We start from the raw sequence: 24,242 nt of genomic DNA, 5'->3' as shown, positions 1-24,242 counted from the left end.
CGCCTTCTGGAGGGGAATAGCGATCTCAATCATCCGGGGGTTTCGTGCTATGACGCCGTCATGACGCACGCCGCGACGACGGCCCCGGCGACGCAGGACCGCGCCCCGCGAAAAGGCGGGGGGAGCGCGTGGCGCGTCCTCCTCCGGACCGCCGTGGCGCTCGCCGTCACCTTCGCGGCGTGGATCGCCTACTGGACGCTCTACGATCCCCGCGTCGACGTGCCGCCGCCGCTCGAACGGCGGTTCGACGCCCTCCTCGAGGCCGGGAGCGCCCGCGTGCTCTTCCTCGGCGACTTCGCGCCGACCGATCGCGCGCTGCCGTACCTCGAGAAGTACGGCTGGGACTACCAGTTCCTGCGCACGAGCGAGCTGCTCGCCGGGCACGACGCGGTCGTCGCGAACCTCGAGGCGCCGATCACCGGCAGCGACGCGCCGTGGCCGCTGCCCAAGGAGTACTCGTACAAGATCGATCCCGCCGCCGCGCCCGCGATCGCGCGCGCCGGGATCGACGTGGTCACCCTCGCGAACAACCACTCCCACGACTACGGCAAGCGCGGCCTCGCAGACACGCTCGCCCACCTCGACCGCGTGGGCGTCACGCACCTCGGCGCGCATCTCTCCGAGGCGAGCGCGCGCCGCGGCGTCGTCCTCGACACGGCGGGCGGCCGGCTCGGCGTGCTGTCGTACCTCGAGGACAAGCCGACGTGGAGCCTCTGGACGATGTCGTACGCGCTCGACGCCCCGTTCCGGAGCTGGCCGGGCTCCGCGCGCGCCACGATCGCCGACATCCGGGAGGACGTCGCGCGGATCGACGCCAAGGCGGACGTCGTGGCGGTAGTGTTCCACTTCGGCGAGAACTACGAGCCGGTCACCTCCGGACAGGTGGAGCTGTCCCGCGCCGCGATCGACGCCGGCGCCGACGCGGTCATCGGGCACCACTCGCACCAGGCGCAGCCCCTCGGCATGCACCGCGGCCGCCCCATCGTGTACAGCGTCGGCAACTTCGCCTGGGGCGCCATCGGCCGGAGCAGGATGCGGTACGGCATGGGCGCGGCGCTCCACCTGTCGGGCGGGCGGCTCCGCGGCGTTGCGATCACGCCCCTGCTCGTGCAGAACCGCAAGGTCAAGTACCAGCCGCGGGTCCCCGCGGGCCGGGAGCTCGAGCGGTTCTTCGACGAGATCGGGGCCGGCTCCGCCCCCCTCGGCGCACACATCGAACGCCGAGGCGATATCGGGTGGCTCCCGGTCGCGGACGCGCTAGAATAAATCGCCTCTCGGCGCCGTACTTCGAGAGCGGAAAGTTCGACAAAGAACGTTACGAACTGGCGTTGGCGAACGGATTTTTCTGTGGTAGCTTGCCACGCCACTGGATGGCAGAGAAGGAGACCGCCGGCCCGTGAGCCGGTGAAGGGCGATGACGAGATGAGGAACCGAATCGCGCAGATCATCATCAACGAGCTGAAGCTCAAGGACGTCACACCGGAGACTTTCGACCCGAACCTGGACCTGATCGAGGACCTCGGGATCGACAGCATGGAGCTGACGACCATCGTCGTCGTCCTCCAGGACGAGTTCGGCGTCAAGGTCGACGAGGACGACTTCGGGCAGCTCACGACGCTCGCGAAGATCACGGAGTACATCGAACGCAAGAAGAAGGGCTAGGGACGTGGCCGCGACGTTCAAGGAGCTCATCGGCGTCCCCGAGATCGGCGCGCGATGGGACAAGGTCAGGCGGTACTTCTTCCTCCGTGAGTCGACCTACGACATGACCCGGCGGTGCAACCTGCGCTGCGACGGCTGCTACTACTACGAGGGGGCGAAGCAGCACGCCAAGGACGAGTCCGATCCCGCCAAGTGGCGAACCCTGTTCGAGGCGGAGAAGGAGCGCGGGATCACGTTCGTCGTCCTCGCGGGCGCCGAGCCCTCCCTCGTGCCGGAGCTCTGCCGGGTCTGCTACGACGTCATCCCGCTCGGGTGCATCGCGAGCAACGGGCTCAAGCCGTTCCCGAAGGAGATCGGGTACCGCATCCACGTCTCGGTCTGGGGCGACGACGAGGAGTCGAAGCGGTTCCGCGGCCGCGCGTGCCTCGATCAGCAGCTCGCGAACGTCGCGGGCGACGATCGCATCGTCTTCGTCTACACGTTCACGAAGCGCAACGTCGATCAGGCCGACGGCGTCGTCGCGCGGATCGCCGAGGCCGGCGGGCGGATCACGTTCAACATGTTCTCGCCGCCGGTCGGGTACGAGGGCGAGCTCGCGCTGGACGCGGGCGCGTTCGCCGCGGTGCGCGCCAAGATGGAGTCGCTGCTCGTCCGGCACCCGAAGACCGTGCTCTTCTCCCGCTACAACGCGGAGGCGCACACGGATCCCGAGCGCTCGTTGCACGCCCGGTACCACTGCCCGTACCCGCGCTGCAACCCGGACACGCGGCTCGGCCTCGGCCGCAGCTTCCGCCAGTACCGCTCGGACCTCACCTGGGATCGCTCCGTGTCCTGCTGCGTCCCGGACACCGACTGCGCCGACTGCCGCCACTACGCGGCCGGCTCGGCGATCGTGACCGCGCGCATGGCGCAGCACGTCGGCTCCGAGGAGAGCTTCCGCAAGTGGCTGGACTACGTGGACACGTACCTCGCGGTCTGGGTGCGCGGTTACGAGAAGGGCGAGAACCTCTACAAGTAGAGCGCCCTCCCCCTCCGAGGGGCCGGGGCGCAGAGCGGGAGCGCGAGACGTGCTGACGATCAAGGACCTCATTCGGGACGACGACACGAAGCGGAAGTACGAGGCCGTCAAGGCGATGGTCGGCGTGAGCGGCATGCGCTCCTCGATCTACGACGTGAACAACATCTGCAACCTGCGGTGCAAGGGCTGCTTCTACTTCTCGAGCGACCAGCACAAGGTCGACGACCAGAAGGATCTCGACAAGCTCAAGGCGTTCATCGACTCCGAGAAGGCCCGCGGCGTGAACTACGCGATCCTGATAGGCGGCGAGCCCTCGCTGTCGCTGGATCGGCTCGACGTCTGGTACGCGAACGTCAAGTGCTCGGCCGCGACCAACGGGCTGAAGCGCATCCCGCGCGAAAGGTACCCGAGCATGCGGTTCGGGATCTCCCTGTGGGGCGACGAGGAGGACGAGATCCGGCTGCGCGGCAAGAACGCATTCGGCACCTCGCTCAAGAGCTACAAGGACGACCCGAACACCTACTACCTCTACACGATCACGCCGCAGACGATCGGCGCGGTCGAGACCGTGACGAAGAAGATCGGCGACGCCGGGCTGCGCGTCCACTACCAGCTGTTCTCCAACGACCAGGGCGTCGAGGGGATGGACTGGACGCCCGACCTCTACGCCGAGGTGCGCGACAAGATGGACGCGATGCTCGAGAAGTACCCGCGGATCGTCGTCTCGTCGCACTACTACCACCAGGTGCTCACGACGCAGACGATGCTCGGGCGCCCGTTCGGCTGGATGGAGTGCCCCTCGGTCTCCGAGGGCGTCGACACGCGCGAGCCGCGCCCGAAGCGCCTCGCGGGGTTCAACTCGATAGGCTCGGACTACACGACGATCCACAGGTGCTGCACCTCGGTGACGCGCGACTGCACGACCTGCCACGACGGCGCGGCCACGATGTCGTGGATCATGGTGAACAAGCGCGATCACATGACCACCCCCGAGGACTTCGCGAACTGGGTCGACGTGACCTACATGTTCGCCAAGCTCTACGAGTTCATCCCCTGGTAAAAAGGATAGGGCCGCGTTCCTGAGGCAGCCGACGTCCGATCGAGGCGACTCGAAGGGCGCGGCCCTGGTCGGGTTCGGTGCGGCGGTGCGGCCCGCGCTGTAGCTCACCCGCGCAGGATCTGCGCGGGCTGGAGATGAAGATTTCTCGGGTCCTCGCGAAACCCGCGCAGAATCTGCGCGGGCTGGAGAACGCCCTCGGTGATATCGTGGCCGCGGGTTTCAGATCCGCGGTAGGATGGAAAGATGAAGTCAGCCCGCGCCGTCGCTTGGGTCGCTTGTGTCCCTTTGGTCGCTTCGCTCTTGAGCGCGGCCTGCTCCAGCGACAAAAGAGACCAAAGCGACGCCGGCACCGACTGGTATCTCTTCGATAAGGGGGTGTCGAGATGAAGGATGGAACGTGGCTGGGGATTGCGGCGCTGGGAGCGGTGCTCACCGGCGCGCTGTGTTCGTGCGTGGCAGACGATCCCGACGACGGCGAGAGCCTCGGTCAGTGCGATCCGCTCGCGGAGCAGGAGGCGCCGATAGAGCTCGGCGTGATCATCGCAGCGGGCCGCGCCGCCGACGGGACGGTCTACGCGGTCGACGAAGACCCGGAGGATATCGGCCGCGTCTTCGTGAGCGAGGGCGACGTGCTCGTCCGCTGGAACGTGTTGGGCAGCATGGAGAACTACGAGCAAGAGGACGTGTCATACTCCTTCACCGCCGCCCACGGGTCGGAGCTGATCACGGTCGGGATAGAGATCGTCGACGGCACGACCTCCATGGCGGTGGCGGACGGCGAGCTCGAGGTGCCGTTCGAGGATCTCTGCGCCGCGGGCGAGGTGCTCACCGTGATCGACGACGCCGAGGTGCAGGCGATGGAGATCCAGAACCTGCCGGGCATGATCAAGATCGAGTACTACGCCGAGGTGGAGGACGGCTCGCGGCTGCTCGTCACCCGTCCGGAGAACGACTGGGACTACGAGGACTTCCGCCTCTTCCTCGGCGTCGGCACGCTGACCGAGCGCGAGATCGTGGAGGTCCTGCGGTCCTCGAGCGGCACGGAGATCAGGTTCCTGGTCGACGGCGCCGAGTGGGTGGCCGACTTCCCTATCGTCGTCGTCGGCGGCGAGGACGTCAAAGGCGACGCCACGCTCGACACCGGCTCCGGCGAGCTCGCCATGGACTGGTTGGAGATCGACGCGGAGGCCGCGTCCGCGTTCCAGTTCGAGTGTTTCGCGCCGTAGGACACGCCGCACCGACCACATCGGGCAGTCTTTTGCAGCCCAGCTTCAGGGTTACAGGGACCCAATACAAGACACCGATCCTATTTGGTTTTTTTTATCACGTCATGTTCGACATGGGGGAAAACGGTCTTACCTTTTCAAGTGTACTGCCGTGATCACACAGGAGGGACATTGACGTAACTCGCCCGGTCGCTCGAGGGCGAGGAGGGCTCGATGAAGGACGCGAGGCTCTCCAACCCGCCGCCGCCCATCGGCCGCACCCACATCGGCCGCTTCGCAGTCATCTATCCCCTGGCGCACGGCGGCATGGCGTCGGTGCACGTGGGCCGGATCTCCGGCATGGCCGGCTTCGAGAAGCTCGTCGCGATCAAGGTCATCCACCCGCACCTCGCGTGCGAGGAGTCGTTCGTCACGATGTTCCTCGACGAGGCCCGCCTGGCCGCGCAGATCCACCACCCCAACGCGGGCGAGGTGATCGAGGTCGGCGAGGACGGCGGGCTCTACTACATGGTGAGCGAGCTGATCGTCGGCCAGAGCCTGCGCAACCTGTACAGGCGGGCCGAGGCGCTGTGCCGGAAGATCCCGCGCCCGATGAGCGCCGACATCTGCGCCAAGGTCTGCGGGGCCCTCCACGAGGCCCACGAGCTCAAGGACGGCGACGGCAAGCCGCTCGGGATCGTGCACCGTGACATCTCCCCGCGCAACGTGCTCGTCTCCTACAACGGGTTCGTCAAGCTGATCGACTTCGGCATCGCCTGGGCCAAGGGGCGGATGTCCCATACGGATGTCGGCCAGGTGAAGGGCAGGATCGGGTACATCCCCCCCGAGCAGCTCAAGGGGCAACCGTTCGATCGCCGCGGCGATCTCTTCTCCCTCGGCGTGATGCTGTACCTGATGGTCATAGGCAAGCACCCGTTCCCCGGCGTGAGCGACGCCGAGCGGATGCACAAGATCGTGAACGGCGTCTTCGTGCCGCCGAGGCTGGTCATTCCGGGCATCGAGCCGGATCTGGAGGCCGTTATCAAGAAGGCGATGGCCGGCTCGCCCGACGATAGGTACGCCACCGCCGCGGAGATGGGGCGCGATCTCAAGTCCTACGTCCACGCGAGCTCGACTTTGCCCGGCGGCTGGGACAGCTCGAACGAGCTCCAGGCGGTGATGCACGATCTGTTCGAGGACGAGCAGCTCAGGCACCGCGAACGCATCCGCGAGGCAGCCGAGGTGGTCGGCTCGGACAAGGTCTTCGAGGCCCCGGCGCGCGCTCCGAAGGGAGCCACGCCTGTGAGCCTGGGCGAGACCGCGATGACCGCGACCGGCACGCACCGAAGCATCATCGCCAAGGAATCGGGCGGGTGGGCGCACTCCTTGAGGCTCGTCATCGCCGGCGGCGCGGTGGCGATCGCGGCGGTCGTCGCGCTGTCGCTGGCCCTCTCCGACGGCGGCGCGCTTCCTCCGAGCCGAGCGCCCGAGCCCGACACCCGGGCCGCGCTCATCGCGTCCCCCGCCGAGCCGCTCTACCCCGCGCCTGTCCGGAACGCTGCCGAAGACGCCGCGCCTTTGGTGATTCACGTGGCGTTCGACGTGCAACCGCCCGAGGCGGTGATCAGCGTCGACGGCGCCCGGCTCGCCGAAGGCGCCCGCGAGCTCGACCTCGCCCCCGACGGCAAGACCCACTCCGTGACCATCGAGGCTCCCGGCTACGCGACGGAGCGGGGGAGCTTCGTCGCCGACGTGGACCACACCTTCCTGCGCCGGTTGGACAAGCTGTCCGGCAAGAAGGACAGGGGCAAGCAGAAGGGCGTGTCCAAGAAGGGGCGCGGCGGCAAGAAGCTCCGCGACCTGGGCTTCATGGACAGCCCGTTCTGAGCCCGTTTTGAGCGCGCGCCGTCACGCCGCGTCCGCGGCCGCGTCCACGCCCGAGTCGGCGTCCGTGTCGGAGTCCGTGTCCGTGTCGGTGTCGGAGTCCGTGTCCGTGTCGGTGTCGGAGTCCGTGTCCGTATCGGTGTCGGAGTCCGTGTCCGTGTCGGTGTCCGTCGCGGCGTCCGGCCCGGCGTCGGCGTCGTCCTTGCTGTCATCGCACGCCCCCACCGAGAGGGAGAGGACGATGAAGAGAAGGGCGGAACCGATGATCATGAGCTTCTTGAACATGTCTGCCTCCTTGGCAAATTCGAGCTTCGGAGCCAGGAGAGGGGCAAGTTCCGCGCCAACCCCTCGTTCCCGGAGCGACGCGCTGTAACTGTTCGAGTTTACGAAGAAGAAAGGAACATCGTCACCTTACAGGGGTGCCGCACGACCCGTGCCGTTTGCGCGCCGGGTGCGACATGCCGATCCGGTTTCTGCGGGAAACCGATGAATAGTTGTGTGCCTGGACAACGGCCGCTTCCTATGCGACGAACGACTCCATGGCGCGACAACCTTCACCGAAAGAGATCGTCGTCAGCGGCTACGACATGGTGACGCCGCTCGGGGACGACCTCGAGGCGCAGTGGGCGGCGTTCGCGGCGGGCCGCTCCGGCGTCGACTGGATCCGCCGCTTCGAGGTCGCCGAGAGCTACCCCGTCCGCGTCGCGGGCCAGGTGCCGGAGGTCGACTTCTCGCGCTTCGCCTTCTGGAGCGAGCGGGACGCCGCGAACTGGTTCTCGCCCGTTATCTTCCACTCGATGCTCGTCGCCGAGCGCGCCCTCTCGCACGCGGGCCTCGCGGTGACCGACGCGAACGCCGCGCGCGTCGCCGTGACCTTCTCCTCGGCGATAGGCGGCCTCGACGCGATGATCGGCGCCGAGGCGAAGCTGCGCGAGGGGCTGACGCCGCACCCGTTCACCAACCCGAACGGCTGCCTGAACCTCGTCGCCGGCAAGGTCTCGATCCTGACCGGCGCCAAGGGCCCGATCTTCAGCCCGGTCGCGGCGTGCGCGACGGGCGCCGCGTCGATCGCCACCGCCGCGATGCTGCTCGAGACCGGCCGCGCCGACGCCGTCATCGCCGGCGCCTGCGACTTCCCGGTGCTCCCGTCGCTCGTCGCCTCGTTCGCGTCCATGAACGGGGCGTTCTCGAGCCGCAAGCCCGACGATCGCGCGTTCACCGATCCCGCGAAGATCTCGCGACCGTTCTCCAAGGACCGCAAGGGGTTCGTCGTCTCCGAGGGCGCCGCGGCGCTCGTCGTGACGACGCGGGCATACGCCGAGGCTTGCGGGATGCCGATCCGCGGGGTCGTCGAGGGGTTCAGCATGACGTCGGACGCCAAGCACTACGTGGCGCCGAGCTTCCCGACGATCGTCGCCTGCATCGAGCAGGCGCTCGCCTGCGCCGGGGTCGATCCTTCGGAGATCGACGCCGTCAACGCCCACGCCGCGTCGACCGGGGTCGGCGACGCGACCGAGGTCAAGGCGCTGCGCGCGATCTTCGGCGACGGCTTCCGGCAGCCGGTCTCGGCGAACAAGTCGCAGATCGGCCACACGATGGGCGCGTCGAGCGCGATCGAGCTGATCCTCGCCATCGAGGGCATGCGCCGCGGCGTGCTGCTCCCGACGATCAACCACCTCCCGGATCCCGAGCTCGCCGCCGACGTCGTGGCCGAGGGCGCCCGCGCCTTCCCGCACGAGCGCGTGCTCTCCAACTCGTTCGGCTTCGGCGGGTGCAACGTCTGTGTCGTCGCCCGCCGGGGCGAGCCGTGAACGCGCTTCGCGCCGTTCTGGCCCGGGCGTATACTCCGCACATGAGATATCTTTCGGTGAACCTCATGACGAAAGCCGCGCTCCCGCTCTGTCTCGCGATCGCCGTCTCGGCGGCGGCCTGCGGCGGCGCGCAGGCGGCGGGAATGACCTTCGACGACACCGCGCCCGTCTGCGAAGCGCCGGAGGAGACCTCGCGGACCCTGCTCGTCGACTGGGAGCCCGCGGATCGCGCGGCGCTCGAGACCACGATCGAGGGGAACGTCGCGGTCGTGCGGTACGACGGCTGCACGCTCGAGCTGCTCGACGACTGCCGCCTCGCGGGCGAGTACCTGCTCGAGGACTCGTCCCGCTCGACGGGCGGCTTCACCGTGCGCGACGCGGCGGAGCTCGAGGAGCGCCTCCCGCTCGGCGCGGCGGGGCTCGAGGGGGAGATGCGCGGCGGCGCGGCGCTCACGCTGACGTACGTCACGGCCACGACGGCGAACGCCCGCCTGAGCACCCGGACGCGCGGCATGCTCAGCGGCGGCTGCGATCGCGCGACCCACTTCGTCAAGGGGATGGTGCGCGGCGCGTACGAGATCGGCGTCGAAGGCGCGGCGTCGAAGGGCGCGCGCGTCGTGCGGGACGGCGGGGATCTCGAGCGGTGCGGCGATAGGAAGACCGCGGCGAAGGACGACGCGTGCCGGGCGATCGTCCAGGTCGTGCTCACGCCGATCTCGCAGCTGACCGCGGGCCGAGACGATCTCTACGAGGATCTCGGGCGGGAGGTCGCGGGGATCGCGAACATGGAGGAGGCGCTCCGCGTCCTGCAGGGGATGGCGGGCGATCCGCAGCCGCCGTCGGCCCCGCCGGCCCCGGCCGGCCCGCTCTCCGAGGTCTCGCGCGGCATCCTCGCGGTCCCGAACGGCGGATCGGACGAGTGGGACATGGCGGTGGCGCCCCTGCTGGTCGCCGCGTACGACAAGGACAGCTCCAAGAAGATCGACACGCTCGACGAGGTCGCGGACATCCCCTGCGAGGTGCTCACGACCATGGACCGCGCCGTCCGGAGCGGGCGCGGCGGCGCGGCGACGCTCCGCACGACCTACGGCTTCCCGAGTGTCCTCATGTGGGTCGGCTACGCCCTCGGGTTCGACGAGAAGGTACGCCGCGACGCGGACGCCCGGCTCGCGAACTGCGGGCTCTGAGCGCGTGCCGCTTGCCTCGAATCCGCCGGCCGTGCTACAGAGCTTTAGCCTGAACGGGGGCTTTATGGCCCTGACAACGGCGACTCGAGAATCCGCCAGGCCTTGACGGGAGCAACGGTATCGGGACAGCCGGGTGTCGGGGCCACTTTTTATGGAATGAACGACACGTCAACGAACCGCTCCGGTCCATCGAGGAGGGCCCTGGCCGTCGCCTCGACGGCGACCCTCCTCTTCGCCGCGGTCGTCTCGGCGTGGGGCTTCCTCGCGGCGCAGAGCCCGTCCTCTCCTCTGCACGTCGGGCCGCTCGTCGGCCCCGTCGTCTCCCTCGCCCAGGCCTGCTGGCTCGCGGGCGCCATCGGGTTCGCGCTCGCGGCGGCGCTGCCGACGCTCTCCCTGCGCAAAGGCGACGAGCGGCGCACCGTGGCCCTGCTCGCGCTCGGCTGGGCGATCCTCGTCGTCGCGATGACGGCCGGCGCGGTCCTCGGGACGACCGGAACGCAGGTGATCAAGGCGTACCCGCGCACGGTCGCGGTGATGCTCGGGAGGTTCGCCGGGTTCGCCGCGCTCCTCGCGGGCCTCGTCTCGCTCCTCGTCGGTCTCTTGCGCCGGCCGCGCGCGTAGGGGTGTATCAGAGGGGCGTATGGCCACGCCCTACGGCAGCCAGCCGTCCGGGACCGGCCTCGCCGACAGCTCGCACAGGGCGAAGTCGTCCATCTCCATCTCGATCTCGTCCGCGTCGTCCGCGATCGACCAGCGCCAGACCGTCCCCTCGGGCTTGCCCTGGTACATGGGCGTGAACGAGATCCGGATCGGCCGGCCGGCCCGCGCGTGGAACGGGCGGATGAGCGGGAACACCATCTGCAGCCAGTGCGTGGGAGGATCCGCGGGGCCGGTGCCGAAGCGGACGCCCTCCGACAGCTCGGTGTCGAACCAGCCGCACATGGCGTAGACCTCGGCGTCGCGGTCGGGTCGGACCTCCCCCCGCAGGGTCTCGGGCGCCGCGGTGAGCGAGCGCAGATCCAGCTCCGCGAGCCGGACCGGGTCGAAGACGAGCTGGTCCGGGCCGAGGCGTCCGGTCGTCGACTCGTAGAACGGCCACTCCGCGACGAGCGAGTAGTCCACGCCGTAGGGCCGCGTGCGGAAGAACGCGCGATCGACGGCGCCGCTCTCGTCGCCGATGAGCGCGGCGTGGAGCCCCACGCGCGCCGGGATGATCGCCCCGCCCTCGGCGAGCCACCTGTCGCGCAAGGCGAGGAGCGGCGGGAGCATCTGCTCGTAGAAGACGAAGTGCCCCATGAACTCGGAGACGATGACGTCCACCTGCGTCGGGAGCTCCAGGGCCTTGCCCTCGCCCTTGAAGAACCGGATGTTCGAGATCCCGTTTGCCCGCGCGAGATCCTGCGCGGTGCGGATCATCGGCGATCTGTCGATCGCGTACACGACCTCGGCGCCCGCACGGCTCGCGAAGAACGACAGGATCCCGGTGCCGCACCCGAAGTCGAGCACTCTGTCGCCGGGCTTCACCACCGCCTCGATGGCGCGCTTGTACCCCTCGGTCCGGATGCGGTCCTGGAGCATGACGAGGTGGATGTCGATGTTGTTGTACGTCATGGGTACGACCTCGCACGCAGTCTAGTCGCTCGAAAGGGGCCCGCCAAGGCCGTCGTCACTCACCGAGGCGATCCTTGAGCGCCCTTCGCGTGAAGGCGAGCGCCCGCCATCCTGCGGCACAGAGCCTCTTCGCCGCGCGGGTTTTTCGATCCTCGCCGAGCGCGATGCGCGCAATCGCGCGGCCGACCGGGCCGCCCGTGTCGTAGGAAAAGAGGCGATGCTCGACCCGGCGCACGACGGAGATCACCGCCTCGCCGGGCACCTCCTCCTCCACGGACTGGGCATCTCCGCGCGTGAAGAGGACGAACCCCGCTCCCGAGCGCACCCTCCGCGTCACACGATGGGCGAAGCTGGCCCCGCCTTCGGCGATGTAGCAGACGACGTCGCCCTCACGGATCTGCGAGATCGGCACGCGCTCGCACCGAAGCCGGCTCCCGGCCAGGATGAACGGGGTCATGCTGCCGCCGGTCGCGTCCCATTCGGAGCGCACCGGCCGCTCGAAACAGGCCTCGGGCATCGAGCACGCGTCACTCATCGCCGTGGGTCTCGGCCCAGATCCTGGCGTAGGCCTCGGCCATGGCGCAGTCGATGGTGGACTCTCGCGCCAGGCTCCCGTGCTCTTGGAGCGCCTCGCCCGGGCAGCGCTGGCAGAAACGGGAGATGCCGCAGGTCGCGCACTTGGCCGAATCGCCCCAGCGCATCGCGAGGACGCGCTTCCTGACCTCCGACTCCTTCCAGATCTCCCCGAGCGGCTTCTCCCGGATGCTCCCCATCGAGAGGGGCATGGCCGGGCACGGCCAGACCTCGCCGTCGGGCTTGACGTAGACCGTGTTCACCCCGGCGAGGCACACGAGGTCGTCGGCGGCTCGCTCCGGGCCCTTGCCCTTGATCTTCGGCAGCTTCTTGATCGCGGCCACCATCGCGTCGCCCATGGCCCGAAGCCCGGTCGGGCGCGCGTCGCCATCACTCCGGTGGGTGACCTTGGGATCCACGGTCATGGACCAGTTGTGACGCTCGCAGAGCTCTCTCAATGGGGAGATGGCGTCGCCGTTCCAGTTCATGGCGATCACGTTCACCACCACCACGCCGCCCAGGGATCCGAAGAGCTCGATGGCGTTCATGGTGGCCTTCCAGGCGCCCTCGTGGCCGACGAACGCGTCGTGCTTCTGCGGATCGACGTGGTAGAGGCTCACGTTCAGGGCGGAGAGCCCGTTCTCCCGCAGGCGCCGGACGTCCTCGGTGGAGAGGAACGCGGCGCTGGTCTTGAGCGAGACCAGGAATCGCCGCTTCCAGGCCGCGGCCACGATCTCCTGCAGATCCGGCCGCAGGGTCGGCTCCCCGCCGGTGATGGTGAGCTTGAAGACTCCCAGGGTCACCAGCTCGTCGAGGAGGGTCTCGATCTCTGCGAGCGTGAGCTCGGCCTCGCGCCGGGCCTCGTTCCTGTCCTGGTAGCAGTGGGGGCACCTGAGCGGGCAGCGCTCGGTGACGCAGTAGAGCACGCCCAGGGGGAACTCGTGGCCCGCCTGGATCCGCTCCCAGAAGGCGCCGTCGGCGACCTCGCACTTGAGGTCGTCCGTGGACGCCGGCCTCCTTCCGCTTCCCCCTCCCTCGCCGGGGGAGGGCCGGGGTGGGGGTTGCGTAGACGTCGGCCTCCTTGCTTCCCTCACTTCCCGCCCTCGGCTTCGACGAGGCCGCGGCCGTGGAGCATCTCGAGGAACTCGCGGGTGTCTGCGAGCGCCTTCTCGGCCGGGACCTCGAAGAGCTCGCAGATCCGCGCCGCGATCTGCCCGACGTTCCTCCCGTCGAGACACGCCCAGATCTCGGAGCCGGTGTCGTTCAGCCGGATCATGGTGTTGTCCTCGATGTTCACGAGGACGACGCTGTCGCCGATCTTCCTGAAGGCCACCCGCGTGCCCGGCGTGTAGACGGTGTTGTCGCTCGAGGTCATCTGTCACTTCCTCCCGGCCAAGGCCTCGTCGATCAGGGGCCAGAAGCCGTCGTCCTTCTTGAACCTCAGCTTATAGCAGCAACCCAGGTCGACGAGCTTGCCCACGGCGTCCATCACCTTCTGCACCGTAGCACGGCTTCTCGTCGGCGCGATGGTCTGGGCCAGGATCAGCCTGGTCGCCTCGAATGGGTCGACCGGGAGGATCCGGTGCTCATCGGCCTGTTCGATGAAGAAGATCCCCGCGATCGGCGCCTTGCCGGGGCCGGACAGGTCGTGATTCCTATCTCCGAACGGCGTTGAATGCGCGATGGCGGTGCCGTCCTCGTCGAACGCCACAAGCGTCCGATCCACGCTCAGCGGCGTCCGCCCGCCGTTCAACTCCACCGCGATCGTGGTCTTCCCCGCCCCTCCGTGTCCGAGGAAGAGATAGGCATGGTCGTCTTGGGTCACTGCGGAGGAGTGGAGAAGTAACTCACCACTCTCTTCACACAGAAGAGAAAGACAGAAGCTCACGACACCATCGATGGGGTCTGGACCATCTCCATTGAGCTTGAACTTCCCAGCAAACCCATGTCCCGCGCGAGTCAGCGTTCCAGAGGCGAGGATCCTGTTCATTTCGACGCGCACGATCTGCCCGTCTTCCATCTCTATCTCGTTGGCATTACTGCGATTTTCGTTCCCCCAGCCCGGAACGAACTCAGCCTTAATAATGACATCCGAGGGGCTATGTCTTTCTCCGCCCAATTCGTACTTGTTGGTGTAGCTTGAGAATTCAGCGATGGTGCTGGCATTTCCGTCAGCGCACAACGTGATCGTGTGGCCCTCTATCAAAAGTGTGTATTTCATTAACTAGTCGAACAGCGAGACAATGGCTAGGAGTAAAACGGAGCGGGGCCACACATACCAGGACCATTCTCCTTCTTCCCGCACGCAAGCAGAACACTCGTTGAAAAGGACTCCTCCTCAACGATGGCAGGCATCTGATACAGCCTCTTCTTTTGATCACCCAAAGAAACGCCGATGGCATCTGTATCGGGAAAATCGGTCTTCATTCTCATCTCCCTAGTCACTGAGTCGTTCTTCTTTCTTGTTCTGTTCGTTGCCACGAAACACACTCTCGTTCAAAATTCTATTAAAGCACTTCTAATACTCCATCAGATGCAGTGCGAGCCCCCCCGTATCAGGGTTCCCAACCCATGCCGGCCGGGCAAGTAGAGAAAACTCCTGGCGGAGCAGGCACCGACGTGCCTATCGAGTTACACTTGAAATAGCCGGTGCGTGGAGGTTGGTCAGTGGTATTCACCCAACCGCATTCCATTCCGTAGGTGCCACAATTGACATCCATGGGGCTTCCCCAGATTGTCGTATGTAGCACATTGCCAGAACAACAGCCGTACCACAAATCGTCGTAGTACTGAGCGCAGGTGCCCCACTGGTACTCCTCGCAAACGTGCGTAGTTCCTAACCCCGGACAGAGGGGATCGCAGTCTACCTCGCCGCCGCAGGCGTCATCCCACTGGCCGCAGTCGTTGCCGAGGTATGCGCAAGTGTTGCAGGCGGGACCAATGACAGTAATATTCAGATCGTAATCATTGCGAACGAACGCGCCCGCGCCCCGAATCTCTACCAGATACTTCCCGGCGCCTCCTGATGGAACGGTGTAACTCGCGCTCTCGTTGCTAGTCGTGCTGTCGCTGTACGCAACCATGTTTGAGAAGGAAGGTGAAGTGTCATACAAATACCAAATATACAAGTCGACATCCCCGCTCGAACTGTGCGGGAAGAGGACATCCACATCGAGGACAGCCGTCTCGGCCAGGTAGATGGCGAACCAATCCTTGTCGGTCCCGCACAAGTCGAGATTCGCAGACAGGTTACCCGTGAGCATGTACGCAGAGGAATCGTAATCGTTGTCTTCGTAGGAATCCTCCGAGCACGTCCCGCACAGGGTCCCCTCCCACCCGCTCACGCACGCGCACCCGGCCGTGCCATCCGTGTCCGAGCACGTGCCGCCGTGCTCGCACGTGATCGTGCCGAGATCGCAGTCGACCAGGCACGTGCCGTTCACGTCGTTGTCCTGGAACCCGGGCGCGCAGGTCGCGCAGGTGTCGCCCGCGTACCCGGCGTCGCAGGAGCAGACCTCCTCGCCGCCGACCACGCTGCAGTCGCCGTGGGCGCCGCAGGGCGAGGGCGAGCAATCCTCGTCGATCACGCAGGCGCCGCCGAGCCAGTGGTAGCCCGCGACGCAGTCCGCGCAGTACTCGGTGGGATCGTAGCCCGCGTCGCAGGTGCAGACGACGTACCCCGTCGTGTCCGCGCACGTCCCGTGGAACGCGCAGCTCGCCTCGCCGGCCAGGCACGTCTCCTGGAGCTCGCAGACGCCGCCCACGTCGTGGTAGCCGGGCGCGCACGTCGCGCACGTGTCGCCCGCCCAGCCCACGTCGCACTCGCAGACCTCCTCGAAGCTCTCGAGCACGCAGTCGCCGTGAGCGCCGCAGGGCGAGGGCGAGCAGTCCTCGTTGACGACGCAGGCGTCGCCGACCAGGTGATACCCAGAGTCGCACGTCGCGCAGTAGCTCGCCTCGTCGAAGTTCGGGTCGCAGGTGCACACGACGTACCCCGTCGTGTCCGCGCACGTCCCGTGGTAGGAGCAGCTCGCCTCGCCGGCCAGGCACGACTCGTCGAGGACGCAGCTCGCGCCGTCGACGTGGAACCCCGGGGCGCAGGTGTTGCACGTGTCGCCGTCCCAGCCGTAGCTGCACGTGCACTCGATCACGCCGCTCGTGTCGTCGCACGCCCCGTGGTAGCTGCACGACCCCGCGGCGCAATTCTCGTCCGCGACGCAGTCCGTGCCCACGGCGTGGAAGTCGGCGAGGCACTGGCTGCAGTACGTCCCGGTGTACCCCGCCGCGGCGATGCACGTGCAGACCACCTCGCCCGAGGAGTCGTCGCACGAGCCGTGGGAGTCGCCGGAGCAGCTGTTCGGCATGCACTGCTCGTCGAGCACGCAGTCCCCGGCGTCGCTGTGGAACCCCGGCGCGCACGAGTTGCAGAAGTCTCCGTCCCAGCCGTCGTAGCAGTCGCAGATCGGCTCACCGGTGGTGTCGTCGCAGTCGCCGTTCAGGTTGCACGTGTCGACGTCGCACGAGGTGTCCGCGACGCAGGTGTCGGTGGCCACGACGTAATGGTAGCCGTCCGCGCAGTCCGAACAGTACGTCGCGACGTCGTACCCCGGATCGCACGTGCACACGACGATCCCGCCCGTGTCGTCGCAGTCCCCGTTGTACGCGCAGCTCCCCGGGAGGCAGCTCTCGTCGAGGACGCAGTCGCCGAAGTCGTCGTGGTACCCGGCCGCGCAGGTCGAGCAGGCGTCGCCGTCCCAGCCGTCGTCGCACTGGCACTCGATGAGGCCGCTCGTGTCGTCGCACACGCCGTTCCCGCTGCACGAACCCACGCCGCAGGTCTCGTCGGCCACGCAGTCGTCGCCCTCCGTGTGGTAGTTGTCGTCGCAGTCGCTGCAGAACGGCGGGAGGTACCCGGCGTCGCAGTCGCACACGACCACGTCGCCGGAGTCGTCGCACGTCCCGTGCTGATCGCAGGTATTGGCCAGGCAGGTCTCGTCGAGCACGCAGCCGCCCGCGCCGTCGTCGTGGAACCCAGCCGCGCAGGTCGAGCACGTGTCGCCGTCCCAGCCCAGGTCGCAGGTGCAGATCGCCTCGCCGGTCGTGTCGTCGCAGGTGCCGTGGCCGCTGCACGCGCCGGTCGTCGGGCACGCCTCGTCGAGCACGCAGCCGCCGCCGTCCTCGTGGTAGCCGGTGTCGCAGTCGGCGCAGAACTGGCCGGTATAGCCGGTGCCGCAGTCGCAGACGACGACCCCCGTGGAGTCCTCGCACGTGCCGTGCCCGTCGCAGCTCGTGGGCAGGCAGGTCTGATCCAGGACGCAGGTCTCGTCGGAGCCGGCGTCCGCGCCCTCCACCTCCTCGGCATGGAACCCCGGCGCGCACGAGTTGCAGAAGTCGCCGTCCCAACCCTCGTCGCAGTCGCACACCACGAGCCCGGTCGCGTCGTCGCACGTGCCGTGGTAGCTGCACGAGTCGGCCAGGCACGAGTCGTCGGCCACGCAGTTGCCCTCGCCGTTGAAATGGTAGCCGTCGTCGCAGCCCTCGCAGTAGGTGCCGACGTACCCGGCCTCGCAGTCGCAAAGGACGACGCCGCTCGCGTCCTCGCAGGTGCCGTGGCCGCTGCAGGAGCTCGGCAGGCACGACTCGTCGAGGACGCACTCCGCGCCCTCCGCGTGCCACCCGGGCGCGCACTCGTCGCAGAATTCGCCGCTCCAGCCGGCCTCGCAGTCACACTGCACGACGCCGCTCGTGTCGTCGCACGTGCCGTGCTCCCCGCAGGGGTCGTTCTCGGCGCAGGACTCCGAGGTGTCCGTGTCCGGTCCCGCGTCAGGATTGTACTCGGGGGTCGTGTGGCTGCAGCCGGCCACCCACCCGAGCGTCAGAAGAGAAACCGACAGAATCCACGAGCCCTTGCGACGTATCATGCGACCCCTCCCGGATGCGCGCCGCGCTGCTGTGAGAGCGCGACAGCCCATTGACGTACATATGGTCAATCCGTGTTCCCACTCGACAAACGGCCAAACCCCCGATTCCCTAAGATCGTTACCTCGACAAACTACCACAAGAACCGTTTCCGAAAACGATTATTAAAGGCCCCCACCGCCCTGTCAGTGGCCGGCCGACCCGAAATCGTTCAGGAAAGCTAGGCGTTGCGGGAGAGGGTCGCGTCGATCCTGGCCTCGGCCCAATGGAGGGCGCGCACGACCTCGGCGCGCTCGGGGGCCTCCTCGGCGAGGGGCGCGAGCGCGGCGCGGAGCTCCTCCGCCTCGCGCTTCACGGCGGCCTCGTCGATGTCGGCCACGGCGACGCACCGCTGCACGATGACGTTCGCGTGATCCTTGCCGCCCTCGAGGAACCCCTCGTCGACGACGTAGCTCTCCACCCCGCCGTCCTTCCGCGTGAGGAGGAGCCTGCCCGGCTCGAGCGCGGTGAGGAGGCGGCAGTGATCCGGCAGCATGCAGAACTCGCCGACCTCGGTGCGCGCCGTCACGGACACGACGTCGCCGTCGAACACGCCCCCGCCGGGGGTCACGACCGTGAGCCTGATGCTGTCCGCCATCTACTTGCCTCCGGCCGCGAGCTTCATCCGGTCGGCCTTCTCCTTCACCATCTCGATGGGGCCGCACATCCAGAACGCCTGCTCCGGGACGTCGTCCATCTCGCCGGCGAGGATCATCTTGAACCCCTTGATGGTGTCCGCGATCTCGACGTACTGGCCCGCGAACCCCGTGAACTGCTCGGCGACGAAGAACGGCTGCGACAGGAACTGCTGGATCTTGCGCGCCCGCGCGACCGTGATCTTGTCGTCCTCGGACAGCTCGTCCATGCCGAGGATCGCGATGATGTCCTGGAGATCCCTGTACTTCTGCAGCACCTGCTGCACCTTGCGCGCCACCGCGTAGTGCTCCTCCCCGATGACGTGGGGATCGAGGAGCGCCGACGTCGAGTCGAGCGGATCCACGGCCGGGTAGATGCCGAGCTCCGCGACCTGCCGCGAGAGCACCGTCGTCGCGTCGAGGTGCGCGAACGCGGTCGCCGGGGCCGGGTCCGTGAGGTCGTCGGCGGGCACGTAGATCGCCTGCACCGAGGTGATGGAGCCCTTGGTCGTCGAGGTGATCCGCTCCTGGAGCTCGCCCATCTCGGTCGCCAGGGTCGGCTGGTAGCCGACGGCCGACGGCATGCGGCCGAGGAGCGCCGAAACCTCGGAGCCCGCCTGCGTGAAGCGGAAGATGTTGTCGATGAACAGGAGCACGTCCTGCCCCTGGACGTCGCGGTAGTACTCCGCGACCGTGAGCGCCGACAGGGCGACGCGGAGGCGCGCGCCCGGGGGCTCGTTCATCTGGCCGTAGATGAGCGCGGTCTTGGAGAGCACCGACTCGCCCGATCCCAGCTTGCTCTCCGCCATCTCGAGCATCAGGTCGTTGCCCTCGCGGGTGCGCTCGCCGACGCCGGCGAAGCACGACACGCCGCCGTGCTTCTTGGCGACGTTGTTGATGAGCTCCATGATGAGCACGGTCTTGCCGACGCCCGCGCCGCCGAACAGCCCGATCTTGCCGCCCTTGCGGTACGGCGCGAGCAGGTCGACGACCTTGATGCCGGTCTCGAACACCTCGACCTTCGTGTCCTGGTCCGTGAACGACGGCGGCAGGCGGTGGATCGGCAGCCGCATGTCGGTCTTGACCGGGCCCTTCTCGTCCACCGGATCCCCGACGACGTTGATGATGCGCCCGAGGCACCCCTCGCCGACGGGCATCATGATGGGCGCGCCGGTGTTCATCACCTCCATGCTGCGCGTCAACCCGTCGGTGGTGTCCATCGCGACCGTGCGCACCGTGCGCTCGCCCAGGTGCTGCGAGACCTCGAGCGTCAGGTTCCACTCGGTCTTCGAAATGCTGGGGTTCGTGACCTTGAGCGCGGTGAAGATCGTCGGCAGCTCTCCCTTCTCGAAGAACACGTCCACGACCGGCCCGATGACCTGGGTGATTTTGCCTTTTTGCAGCTCGACCATGTTTGCTCTCGCTCTCCTATTTCAGTCCAGCGCGTCCGCGCCGCCGACGATGTCCATCAACTCGCTCGTGATCGCGCTCTGGCGAGCGCGGTTGTAGACCAGGGTCAGGTGCTCGATCATGTCCTGCGCGTTGGTCGTCGCCGCGTCCATCGCCGCCATGCGCGCCGCGTGCTCGGCCGCGATCGACTCGAGCAGGGCGCGGCAGACCGCGACCTCGACGGACATGGGCAAGATCTTGGCGAGCAGCTGCTCGCCCTCGGGCTCGAACAGGTAGGTGCCCGCGGCGGACCCCTTGCCGTCGTCTCCGCCCTCCGCCGCCGCCGGCATCTCGATGGGCAGGAGCGGGCGCACCGTCGGCTTCTGGGTCGAGACCGAGATCATCTCGTTGTACGCGAGATCGATCCTGTCCACCTCGCCCGAGACGTACCGCGCGATCAGCCGCCGGGCGATCTTCGCGGCGATCGCGTACCCCGGCTCGCTGTAGACGTCGGCGAAGATCTCGGAGATCTCGACCTGGCGCCGCTGGAAGTACGCCGTCGCCTTCTTGCCGACGATGGCGAGCGCAGGCGTGGGCGTCTCCTGCTTCACGTGCTCGAAGACCATGCGGTTCAGGTTCGTGTTGAACCCGCCGCAGAGCCCGCGATCGGACGAGATGACGATGATCAGCGCCGACTTCACGGGACGGCGCTCGAGCAGCGGGTGCTCCTCGCCGCCCGCGTCCACCGCGATCTCGGCGAGCATCGAGGCGGTCGCGTTGGAGTAGCTGCGGAACCGCTCGGCCGTCTCCTGCGCCTTGCGCAGCTTGGCCGCGGCGACCATTTTCATCGCCCGCGTGATCTTCTGCGTGCTCTTCACGCTCGCGATCCGCCGGCGGATGTGCTTCAGGCTAGGCATCTTGCATCACGCTCCGGAAGCCTCGGCTCACGCCGTGAACGACTGCTTGAACTCGTCCAGCGCCTTCTTCAACGCGGCCTCCACCTCGTCGTCCAGGACCTTCTTCTTCTCGATGAGATCGAGGAGCGACACGTGCGCCCGCTCGATGAACGCGTACAGCTCGGTCTCGTACCGCGACACGGCCTCCACCGGGATCCCGTCGAGGTACCCGTTGATGCCGGCGTAGATCGCCACGACCTGCTTCGCGATCCTGAGCGGCGCGTACTGCCCCTGCTTGAGCAGCTCCTCCAGCCGGTAGCCGCGCTCGAGCTGCGCGCGCGTCGCGGCGTCGAGGTCCGAGGCGAACTGCGCGAACGACTTCATCTCGCGGAACTTCGCCATCTCGAGCCGCAGCGGGCCGGCGATCTTCCGCATCGCCTTGATCTGGGCGTTGCCGCCGACGCGGGAGACCGAGATGCCGACGTTGATCGCCGGGCGCTGCCCCGCGAAGAACAGGTCCGGCTCGAGGTAGATCTGGCCGTCGGTGATGGAGATCACGTTCGTCGGGATGTAGGCCGACACGTCGCCGGCCTGCGTCTCGATGATCGGCAGCGCGGTCAGCGAGCCGCCGCCGAGGCTCTCGTGCATCTTCGCCGCGCGCTCGAGGAGGCGGCTGTGCAGGTTGAACACGTCGCCCGGGTACGCCTCGCGCCCCGGCGGCCTCCGCAGGAGGAGCGACAGCTGCCGGTACGCCACGGCCTGCTTGGAGAGATCATCGTAGACGACGAGGGCGTGCATGCCGTTGTCGCGGTAGTACTCGCCCATCGTGGCGCCCGTGTACGGCGCGAGGAACTGCAGCGGCGCCATGTCGGACGCGGTCGCGGAGATCACGGTCGTGAACTCCATGGCGCCCGCCGCCTCGAGGCGCGCCACGACGCGGGCGACGGTGGACTGCTTCTGGCCGATGGCGACGTAGATGCAGTACACGCCGAGGCCCTTCTGGTTGATGATCGTGTCGACGGCGATGGCGGTCTTGCCGACGCCGCGATCGCCGAGGATGAGCTCGCGCTGGCCGCGCCCTATCGGGATCATCGCGTCGATCGCCTTGATGCCGGTCTGCAGCGGCTCGCGGACCGGCTGGCGCTGCACGATGCCCGGCGCCTTCAGCTCGATGCGACGGCGCTCCTTGGCGGTGACCGGGCCCTTGCCGTCGATCGGCTGCCCGAGCGCGTCCACCACGCGGCCGAGGAGCTCCTTGCCGACCGGGGCGTCGGCGATGCGGCCGGTGCGCTTGACGATGTCGCCCTCGCGCAGCTCCGAGTCCTCTCCGAAGAGCACGACGCCGACGTTGTCCTCCTCGAGGTTGAGCACCATCCCCATGAGCTGGTGCGGGAACTCGAGCAGCTCCCCGGCCATCGCGTTGTCGAGGCCGTAGACGCGGGCGATGCCGTCGCCGACCGTGAGGATGGTGCCGGTCTCCATCACCTCGACGTGCCGATCGAACTTCTCGATCTGCTCTTTGATGATGTTGCTGATCTCTTCCGCTCGAAGTTGCATCTTCCGCTCATCCGTTGGCACGCCCCTCGCGGGGCGCGCCGGTGACGGCCGACGCGCCGGATCTACCGGCCGTGGCCCAGCATCTGCTCTTTCGCCCTCGCGAGCTGCGTCCTCACCGAACCGTCGTACATCATGTCGCCGAGGCGCGTGACCAGGCCCCCGATGAGCTCGGGCTCGACGCGCGTGTTGACGACCACCGAGCTCCCGGTCGCCTGCTGGAGCGCCATCCTGAGCCGCGTGACGACGTCCTCGCCGATCGGCGAGGCGCTCGCGACCTCGGCGCGCAGGCGGTTGTCCTTCCTGTCCCCGAGCACCTGCAGCTCGCGCGCGATCGCCGGGAGCTCCTCGAGCCGTCCCTTGGCGAGCAGCAGCATGAAGAAGTTGCGCCCGACGCGCGTCGCCCCGAGCCGCCGCTGCACCGACTCCCAGACCTGCGTGCGGGCCTCGCGGCCGAGCGCCGGGTTCGACATGGAGTCCCTGAGCTCCTCGCTCTCGGCCCAGGTCTCGGCGACCCGCTGCACCTCCCGCGTCAGGCCGAGCAGGTTGCCCTGCTCCTCCCCGATCGCGAAGAGCGCCTTGGCCCAGCGCCGTGCCAAACTTCCGGTCACCATCTCCACTCCCTCGTCATCGTCCGGGCGCGCGGGCCTGCAGCCCGCGGATGGAGTCCACGTACTCGGTCGCCAGACGCGCGTGATCGCCCGCGGTGATCTTCTCGGTGACCGCCTTCTCGGCGGCCGCGATCACGGCGTGGACCATCTCCTCGCGGATCTCCTGCGACATCCGCGCGATCTCCTGCTGCACCGCGACGGCCGCGTCCTCGTGCATGCGCGCCGCCCGCTTGTCCGCCTCGGCGCCGATCCTGGCCGCATCGGCCCTCCCGCCCGACAGGAGATCCTCGCGGATCCGCGCCATCTCGACCTCGAGCATCTCCATCTTGGCGCGGGCCTCGGCGAGCGCCTTCTCGGCCGCGGCCTTCATGGCGTTCGCCTCGTCGAGCGCCCTGACGAGCGCCTCGCGGCGCGTCGTGACCCGGCGGGTGAGGGGTCCGCGCAGGATGATGAACACGAGGATGCCGACCACGGCGAAGTTGACGAACATGAAGCCGAGCGCGGCGCGCGTCTCGCCCGCGTCGCCGAAGCCCGTCCAGCCGAACCAGTTGATGCCCTCGTGCTCGCCGCCGTGGTCGGCCGCCGCGCCCTCCCCTGCCGCTTCGGCCTCAGCCGGCTGCGTCGCCAACGCGGGGCCGGCGGCGCACAGGGCGCAAGCGAGAACGAGTCCGAACGTCAATCTGAGCAGCATCGCTCCTCCCGACCCATCGGCGCGGCTCACAAGGACCGGCCCAGCACCCTGGCGGCGACGATCGACGCGTGGGCGTCGACCTCGCGCCGCAACCCGGCCCGCACCTCGACCGCGCTCTTCTCCATGCGCTCGCGGGCCTCCGCGATCGCCCGCCGCGACTCGGCGCGCGCCCGATCGAGCACCTCGCGCTCCTGTCGGCGCGCCTCCTCGACGGTCCTCAGGCGCTCCGCGTTCGCGGCCGAGCGGATGTCCATGATCTGACGGTCGACGTCGCGCGAGAGCGTCGCCGCCTCTTCGTTCATGCGTACGGCGCGCTCCGCCGTGCCCTCGGTCGCCTCCCGCCGCGCCTCGATCAGCCGGACCACGGGCCGCACGAGGATGGCGTACAGGACGACGCTGGCGAACGTGAAGATCCCGAGCTGGATGAAGAACGTCCCGTCGATGTCGACGATGGAGCCTGCCGCAGCGATGGATAGAAAGTGAGGTACCATTTCCTT

At 67.9% G+C, this 24,242-nt stretch carries 25 protein-coding genes and 1 other RNA gene; 10 read left to right on the top strand and 16 right to left on the bottom strand.

The window, feature by feature from the left end; translation table 11 throughout:
* Nucleotides 1-60 precede the first annotated feature (60 nt).
* The 4 genes from M0R80_05965 to M0R80_05950 all read left to right on the top strand — a co-directional run bounded on the left by M0R80_05965 (nucleotide 61) and on the right by M0R80_05950 (nucleotide 3,740).
* Nucleotides 61-1,266, top strand: a complete 1,206-nt coding sequence (locus M0R80_05965; protein MCK9459165.1) for a CapA family protein — start codon at nucleotides 61-63, stop codon at nucleotides 1,264-1,266.
* Nucleotides 1,267-1,422: 156 nt separating this feature from the next.
* The gene (locus tag M0R80_05960; protein ID MCK9459164.1) at nucleotides 1,423-1,662 is read left to right on the top strand and encodes a phosphopantetheine-binding protein; all 240 of its coding nucleotides are present in this window, start codon (nucleotides 1,423-1,425) and stop codon (nucleotides 1,660-1,662) included.
* Between the two features lie 4 nt (nucleotides 1,663-1,666).
* Complete coding sequence (locus M0R80_05955) at nucleotides 1,667-2,680, top strand: radical SAM protein (protein ID MCK9459163.1); 1,014 nt, start codon at nucleotides 1,667-1,669, stop codon at nucleotides 2,678-2,680.
* A 49-nt stretch (nucleotides 2,681-2,729) separates the two neighbouring features.
* Nucleotides 2,730-3,740 carry a radical SAM protein gene (locus M0R80_05950; GenBank protein MCK9459162.1) on the top strand — a complete coding sequence of 337 codons (1,011 nt, stop codon included), beginning with the start codon at nucleotides 2,730-2,732 and terminating at the stop codon, nucleotides 3,738-3,740.
* A 104-nt stretch (nucleotides 3,741-3,844) separates the two neighbouring features.
* On the opposite strand, the gene M0R80_05945 is transcribed toward M0R80_05950, so the two are convergent.
* The gene (locus M0R80_05945) at nucleotides 3,845-4,090 is read right to left on the bottom strand and encodes a hypothetical protein (GenBank protein ID MCK9459161.1); all 246 of its coding nucleotides are present in this window, start codon (nucleotides 4,088-4,090) and stop codon (nucleotides 3,845-3,847) included.
* 33 nt (nucleotides 4,091-4,123) lie between these two features.
* Here M0R80_05945 and M0R80_05940 point away from each other — a divergent pair, with 33 nt between their 5' ends.
* Both M0R80_05940 and M0R80_05935 read left to right on the top strand, forming a co-directional pair.
* Nucleotides 4,124-4,966, top strand: a complete 843-nt coding sequence (locus tag M0R80_05940; GenBank protein ID MCK9459160.1) for a hypothetical protein — start codon at nucleotides 4,124-4,126, stop codon at nucleotides 4,964-4,966.
* Nucleotides 4,967-5,179: 213 nt separating this feature from the next.
* Nucleotides 5,180-6,832 carry a serine/threonine protein kinase gene (locus M0R80_05935; protein MCK9459159.1) on the top strand — a complete coding sequence of 551 codons (1,653 nt, stop codon included), beginning with the start codon at nucleotides 5,180-5,182 and terminating at the stop codon, nucleotides 6,830-6,832.
* 21 nt (nucleotides 6,833-6,853) lie between these two features.
* Here the strand turns inward: M0R80_05935 and M0R80_05930 are convergent, their stop codons facing one another.
* On the bottom strand, nucleotides 6,854-7,114 hold the full coding sequence (locus tag M0R80_05930; GenBank protein ID MCK9459158.1) for a hypothetical protein: 261 nt from the start codon (nucleotides 7,112-7,114) through the stop codon (nucleotides 6,854-6,856).
* Between the two features lie 254 nt (nucleotides 7,115-7,368).
* Here M0R80_05930 and M0R80_05925 point away from each other — a divergent pair, with 254 nt between their 5' ends.
* The 4 genes from M0R80_05925 to M0R80_05910 all read left to right on the top strand — a co-directional run bounded on the left by M0R80_05925 (nucleotide 7,369) and on the right by M0R80_05910 (nucleotide 10,448).
* Nucleotides 7,369-8,640 carry a beta-ketoacyl-[acyl-carrier-protein] synthase family protein gene (locus M0R80_05925; protein ID MCK9459157.1) on the top strand — a complete coding sequence of 424 codons (1,272 nt, stop codon included), beginning with the start codon at nucleotides 7,369-7,371 and terminating at the stop codon, nucleotides 8,638-8,640.
* Nucleotides 8,641-8,681: 41 nt separating this feature from the next.
* Nucleotides 8,682-9,827, top strand: a complete 1,146-nt coding sequence (locus M0R80_05920; protein MCK9459156.1) for a hypothetical protein — start codon at nucleotides 8,682-8,684, stop codon at nucleotides 9,825-9,827.
* A gap of 63 nt (nucleotides 9,828-9,890) precedes the next feature.
* Nucleotides 9,891-9,977, top strand: an RNA gene (gene ffs, locus M0R80_05915) — signal recognition particle sRNA small type.
* Nucleotides 9,978-9,983: 6 nt separating this feature from the next.
* Complete coding sequence (locus tag M0R80_05910) at nucleotides 9,984-10,448, top strand: hypothetical protein (GenBank protein MCK9459155.1); 465 nt, start codon at nucleotides 9,984-9,986, stop codon at nucleotides 10,446-10,448.
* A gap of 30 nt (nucleotides 10,449-10,478) precedes the next feature.
* On the opposite strand, the gene M0R80_05905 is transcribed toward M0R80_05910, so the two are convergent.
* From M0R80_05905 to M0R80_05840, 14 genes are all read right to left on the bottom strand, one after another.
* Nucleotides 10,479-11,438 (bottom strand): 50S ribosomal protein L11 methyltransferase, encoded by a 960-nt coding sequence (locus tag M0R80_05905; protein ID MCK9459154.1) that lies wholly within the window; start codon nucleotides 11,436-11,438, stop codon nucleotides 10,479-10,481.
* A 55-nt stretch (nucleotides 11,439-11,493) separates the two neighbouring features.
* A complete protein-coding gene (locus M0R80_05900; protein ID MCK9459153.1) occupies nucleotides 11,494-11,973 on the bottom strand; it encodes a S24/S26 family peptidase in 480 nt (159 codons plus the stop codon).
* The gene (locus tag M0R80_05895; GenBank protein ID MCK9459152.1) at nucleotides 11,966-13,105 is read right to left on the bottom strand and encodes a radical SAM protein; all 1,140 of its coding nucleotides are present in this window, start codon (nucleotides 13,103-13,105) and stop codon (nucleotides 11,966-11,968) included. Before M0R80_05895 ends, M0R80_05900 begins: the two co-directional genes overlap by 8 nt.
* A complete protein-coding gene (locus M0R80_05890; GenBank protein MCK9459151.1) occupies nucleotides 13,102-13,386 on the bottom strand; it encodes a PqqD family protein in 285 nt (94 codons plus the stop codon). Before M0R80_05890 ends, M0R80_05895 begins: the two co-directional genes overlap by 4 nt.
* A 3-nt stretch (nucleotides 13,387-13,389) precedes the next feature.
* The gene (locus M0R80_05885) at nucleotides 13,390-14,232 is read right to left on the bottom strand and encodes a hypothetical protein (GenBank protein ID MCK9459150.1); all 843 of its coding nucleotides are present in this window, start codon (nucleotides 14,230-14,232) and stop codon (nucleotides 13,390-13,392) included.
* 26 nt (nucleotides 14,233-14,258) lie between these two features.
* Nucleotides 14,259-14,492 carry a hypothetical protein gene (locus M0R80_05880; GenBank protein MCK9459149.1) on the bottom strand — a complete coding sequence of 78 codons (234 nt, stop codon included), beginning with the start codon at nucleotides 14,490-14,492 and terminating at the stop codon, nucleotides 14,259-14,261.
* A 74-nt stretch (nucleotides 14,493-14,566) separates the two neighbouring features.
* Nucleotides 14,567-17,932 carry a hypothetical protein gene (locus M0R80_05875; GenBank protein ID MCK9459148.1) on the bottom strand — a complete coding sequence of 1,122 codons (3,366 nt, stop codon included), beginning with the start codon at nucleotides 17,930-17,932 and terminating at the stop codon, nucleotides 14,567-14,569.
* A gap of 218 nt (nucleotides 17,933-18,150) precedes the next feature.
* Nucleotides 18,151-18,567, bottom strand: coding sequence for an ATP synthase F1 subunit epsilon (gene atpC / locus M0R80_05870; protein MCK9459147.1), 417 nt, complete (start codon nucleotides 18,565-18,567; stop codon nucleotides 18,151-18,153).
* Nucleotides 18,568-20,016 carry a F0F1 ATP synthase subunit beta gene (gene atpD / locus M0R80_05865; GenBank protein MCK9459146.1) on the bottom strand — a complete coding sequence of 483 codons (1,449 nt, stop codon included), beginning with the start codon at nucleotides 20,014-20,016 and terminating at the stop codon, nucleotides 18,568-18,570.
* Between the two features lie 21 nt (nucleotides 20,017-20,037).
* Entirely contained in the window at nucleotides 20,038-20,910 is an 873-nt protein-coding gene (gene atpG, locus M0R80_05860) for an ATP synthase F1 subunit gamma (GenBank protein ID MCK9459145.1), read from the bottom strand.
* 27 nt (nucleotides 20,911-20,937) lie between these two features.
* Nucleotides 20,938-22,446 (bottom strand): F0F1 ATP synthase subunit alpha, encoded by a 1,509-nt coding sequence (gene atpA / locus M0R80_05855; protein MCK9459144.1) that lies wholly within the window; start codon nucleotides 22,444-22,446, stop codon nucleotides 20,938-20,940.
* Nucleotides 22,447-22,508: 62 nt separating this feature from the next.
* A complete protein-coding gene (gene atpH, locus M0R80_05850; protein MCK9459143.1) occupies nucleotides 22,509-23,057 on the bottom strand; it encodes an ATP synthase F1 subunit delta in 549 nt (182 codons plus the stop codon).
* 13 nt (nucleotides 23,058-23,070) lie between these two features.
* Nucleotides 23,071-23,745, bottom strand: a complete 675-nt coding sequence (locus M0R80_05845) for an ATP synthase F0 subunit B (protein ID MCK9459142.1) — start codon at nucleotides 23,743-23,745, stop codon at nucleotides 23,071-23,073.
* Between the two features lie 26 nt (nucleotides 23,746-23,771).
* A complete protein-coding gene (locus tag M0R80_05840; protein ID MCK9459141.1) occupies nucleotides 23,772-24,236 on the bottom strand; it encodes an ATP synthase F0 subunit B in 465 nt (154 codons plus the stop codon).
* Nucleotides 24,237-24,242 lie beyond the last annotated feature (6 nt).

This window comes from Pseudomonadota bacterium, from assembly GCA_023229365.1.
In the GTDB taxonomy this organism is placed as follows: domain Bacteria; phylum Myxococcota_A; class Polyangia; order JAAYKL01; family JAAYKL01; genus JALNZK01.
The sequence above is the reverse complement of the archived record's forward strand: the minus strand, read 5'-3'. Positions and strand labels throughout refer to the sequence as shown.

Excerpts from the sequence above, each read along its gene's own strand:
- M0R80_05875 (MCK9459148.1), bottom strand. The coding sequence starts at position 17,932 with ATGATACGTCGCAAGGGCTCGTGGATTCTGTCGGTTTCTCTTCTGACG.
- M0R80_05920 (MCK9459156.1), top strand. The coding sequence starts at position 8,682 with ATGAGATATCTTTCGGTGAACCTCATGACGAAAGCCGCGCTCCCGCTC.
- M0R80_05965 (MCK9459165.1), top strand. The coding sequence starts at position 61 with ATGACGCACGCCGCGACGACGGCCCCGGCGACGCAGGACCGCGCCCCG.
- M0R80_05885 (MCK9459150.1), bottom strand. The coding sequence starts at position 14,232 with ATGAAATACACACTTTTGATAGAGGGCCACACGATCACGTTGTGCGCT.
- atpA (MCK9459144.1), bottom strand. The coding sequence starts at position 22,446 with ATGCAACTTCGAGCGGAAGAGATCAGCAACATCATCAAAGAGCAGATC.
- atpG (MCK9459145.1), bottom strand. The coding sequence starts at position 20,910 with ATGCCTAGCCTGAAGCACATCCGCCGGCGGATCGCGAGCGTGAAGAGC.
- M0R80_05960 (MCK9459164.1), top strand. The coding sequence starts at position 1,423 with ATGAGGAACCGAATCGCGCAGATCATCATCAACGAGCTGAAGCTCAAG.
- atpC (MCK9459147.1), bottom strand. The coding sequence starts at position 18,567 with ATGGCGGACAGCATCAGGCTCACGGTCGTGACCCCCGGCGGGGGCGTG.
- M0R80_05905 (MCK9459154.1), bottom strand. The coding sequence starts at position 11,438 with ATGACGTACAACAACATCGACATCCACCTCGTCATGCTCCAGGACCGC.
- M0R80_05890 (MCK9459151.1), bottom strand. The coding sequence starts at position 13,386 with ATGACCTCGAGCGACAACACCGTCTACACGCCGGGCACGCGGGTGGCC.
- atpD (MCK9459146.1), bottom strand. The coding sequence starts at position 20,016 with ATGGTCGAGCTGCAAAAAGGCAAAATCACCCAGGTCATCGGGCCGGTC.
- M0R80_05940 (MCK9459160.1), top strand. The coding sequence starts at position 4,124 with ATGAAGGATGGAACGTGGCTGGGGATTGCGGCGCTGGGAGCGGTGCTC.
- M0R80_05840 (MCK9459141.1), bottom strand. The coding sequence starts at position 24,236 with ATGGTACCTCACTTTCTATCCATCGCTGCGGCAGGCTCCATCGTCGAC.
- M0R80_05910 (MCK9459155.1), top strand. The coding sequence starts at position 9,984 with ATGAACGACACGTCAACGAACCGCTCCGGTCCATCGAGGAGGGCCCTG.
- M0R80_05845 (MCK9459142.1), bottom strand. The coding sequence starts at position 23,745 with ATGCTGCTCAGATTGACGTTCGGACTCGTTCTCGCTTGCGCCCTGTGC.
- M0R80_05925 (MCK9459157.1), top strand. The coding sequence starts at position 7,369 with ATGGCGCGACAACCTTCACCGAAAGAGATCGTCGTCAGCGGCTACGAC.
- atpH (MCK9459143.1), bottom strand. The coding sequence starts at position 23,057 with ATGGTGACCGGAAGTTTGGCACGGCGCTGGGCCAAGGCGCTCTTCGCG.
- M0R80_05900 (MCK9459153.1), bottom strand. The coding sequence starts at position 11,973 with ATGAGTGACGCGTGCTCGATGCCCGAGGCCTGTTTCGAGCGGCCGGTG.
- M0R80_05930 (MCK9459158.1), bottom strand. The coding sequence starts at position 7,114 with ATGTTCAAGAAGCTCATGATCATCGGTTCCGCCCTTCTCTTCATCGTC.
- M0R80_05935 (MCK9459159.1), top strand. The coding sequence starts at position 5,180 with ATGAAGGACGCGAGGCTCTCCAACCCGCCGCCGCCCATCGGCCGCACC.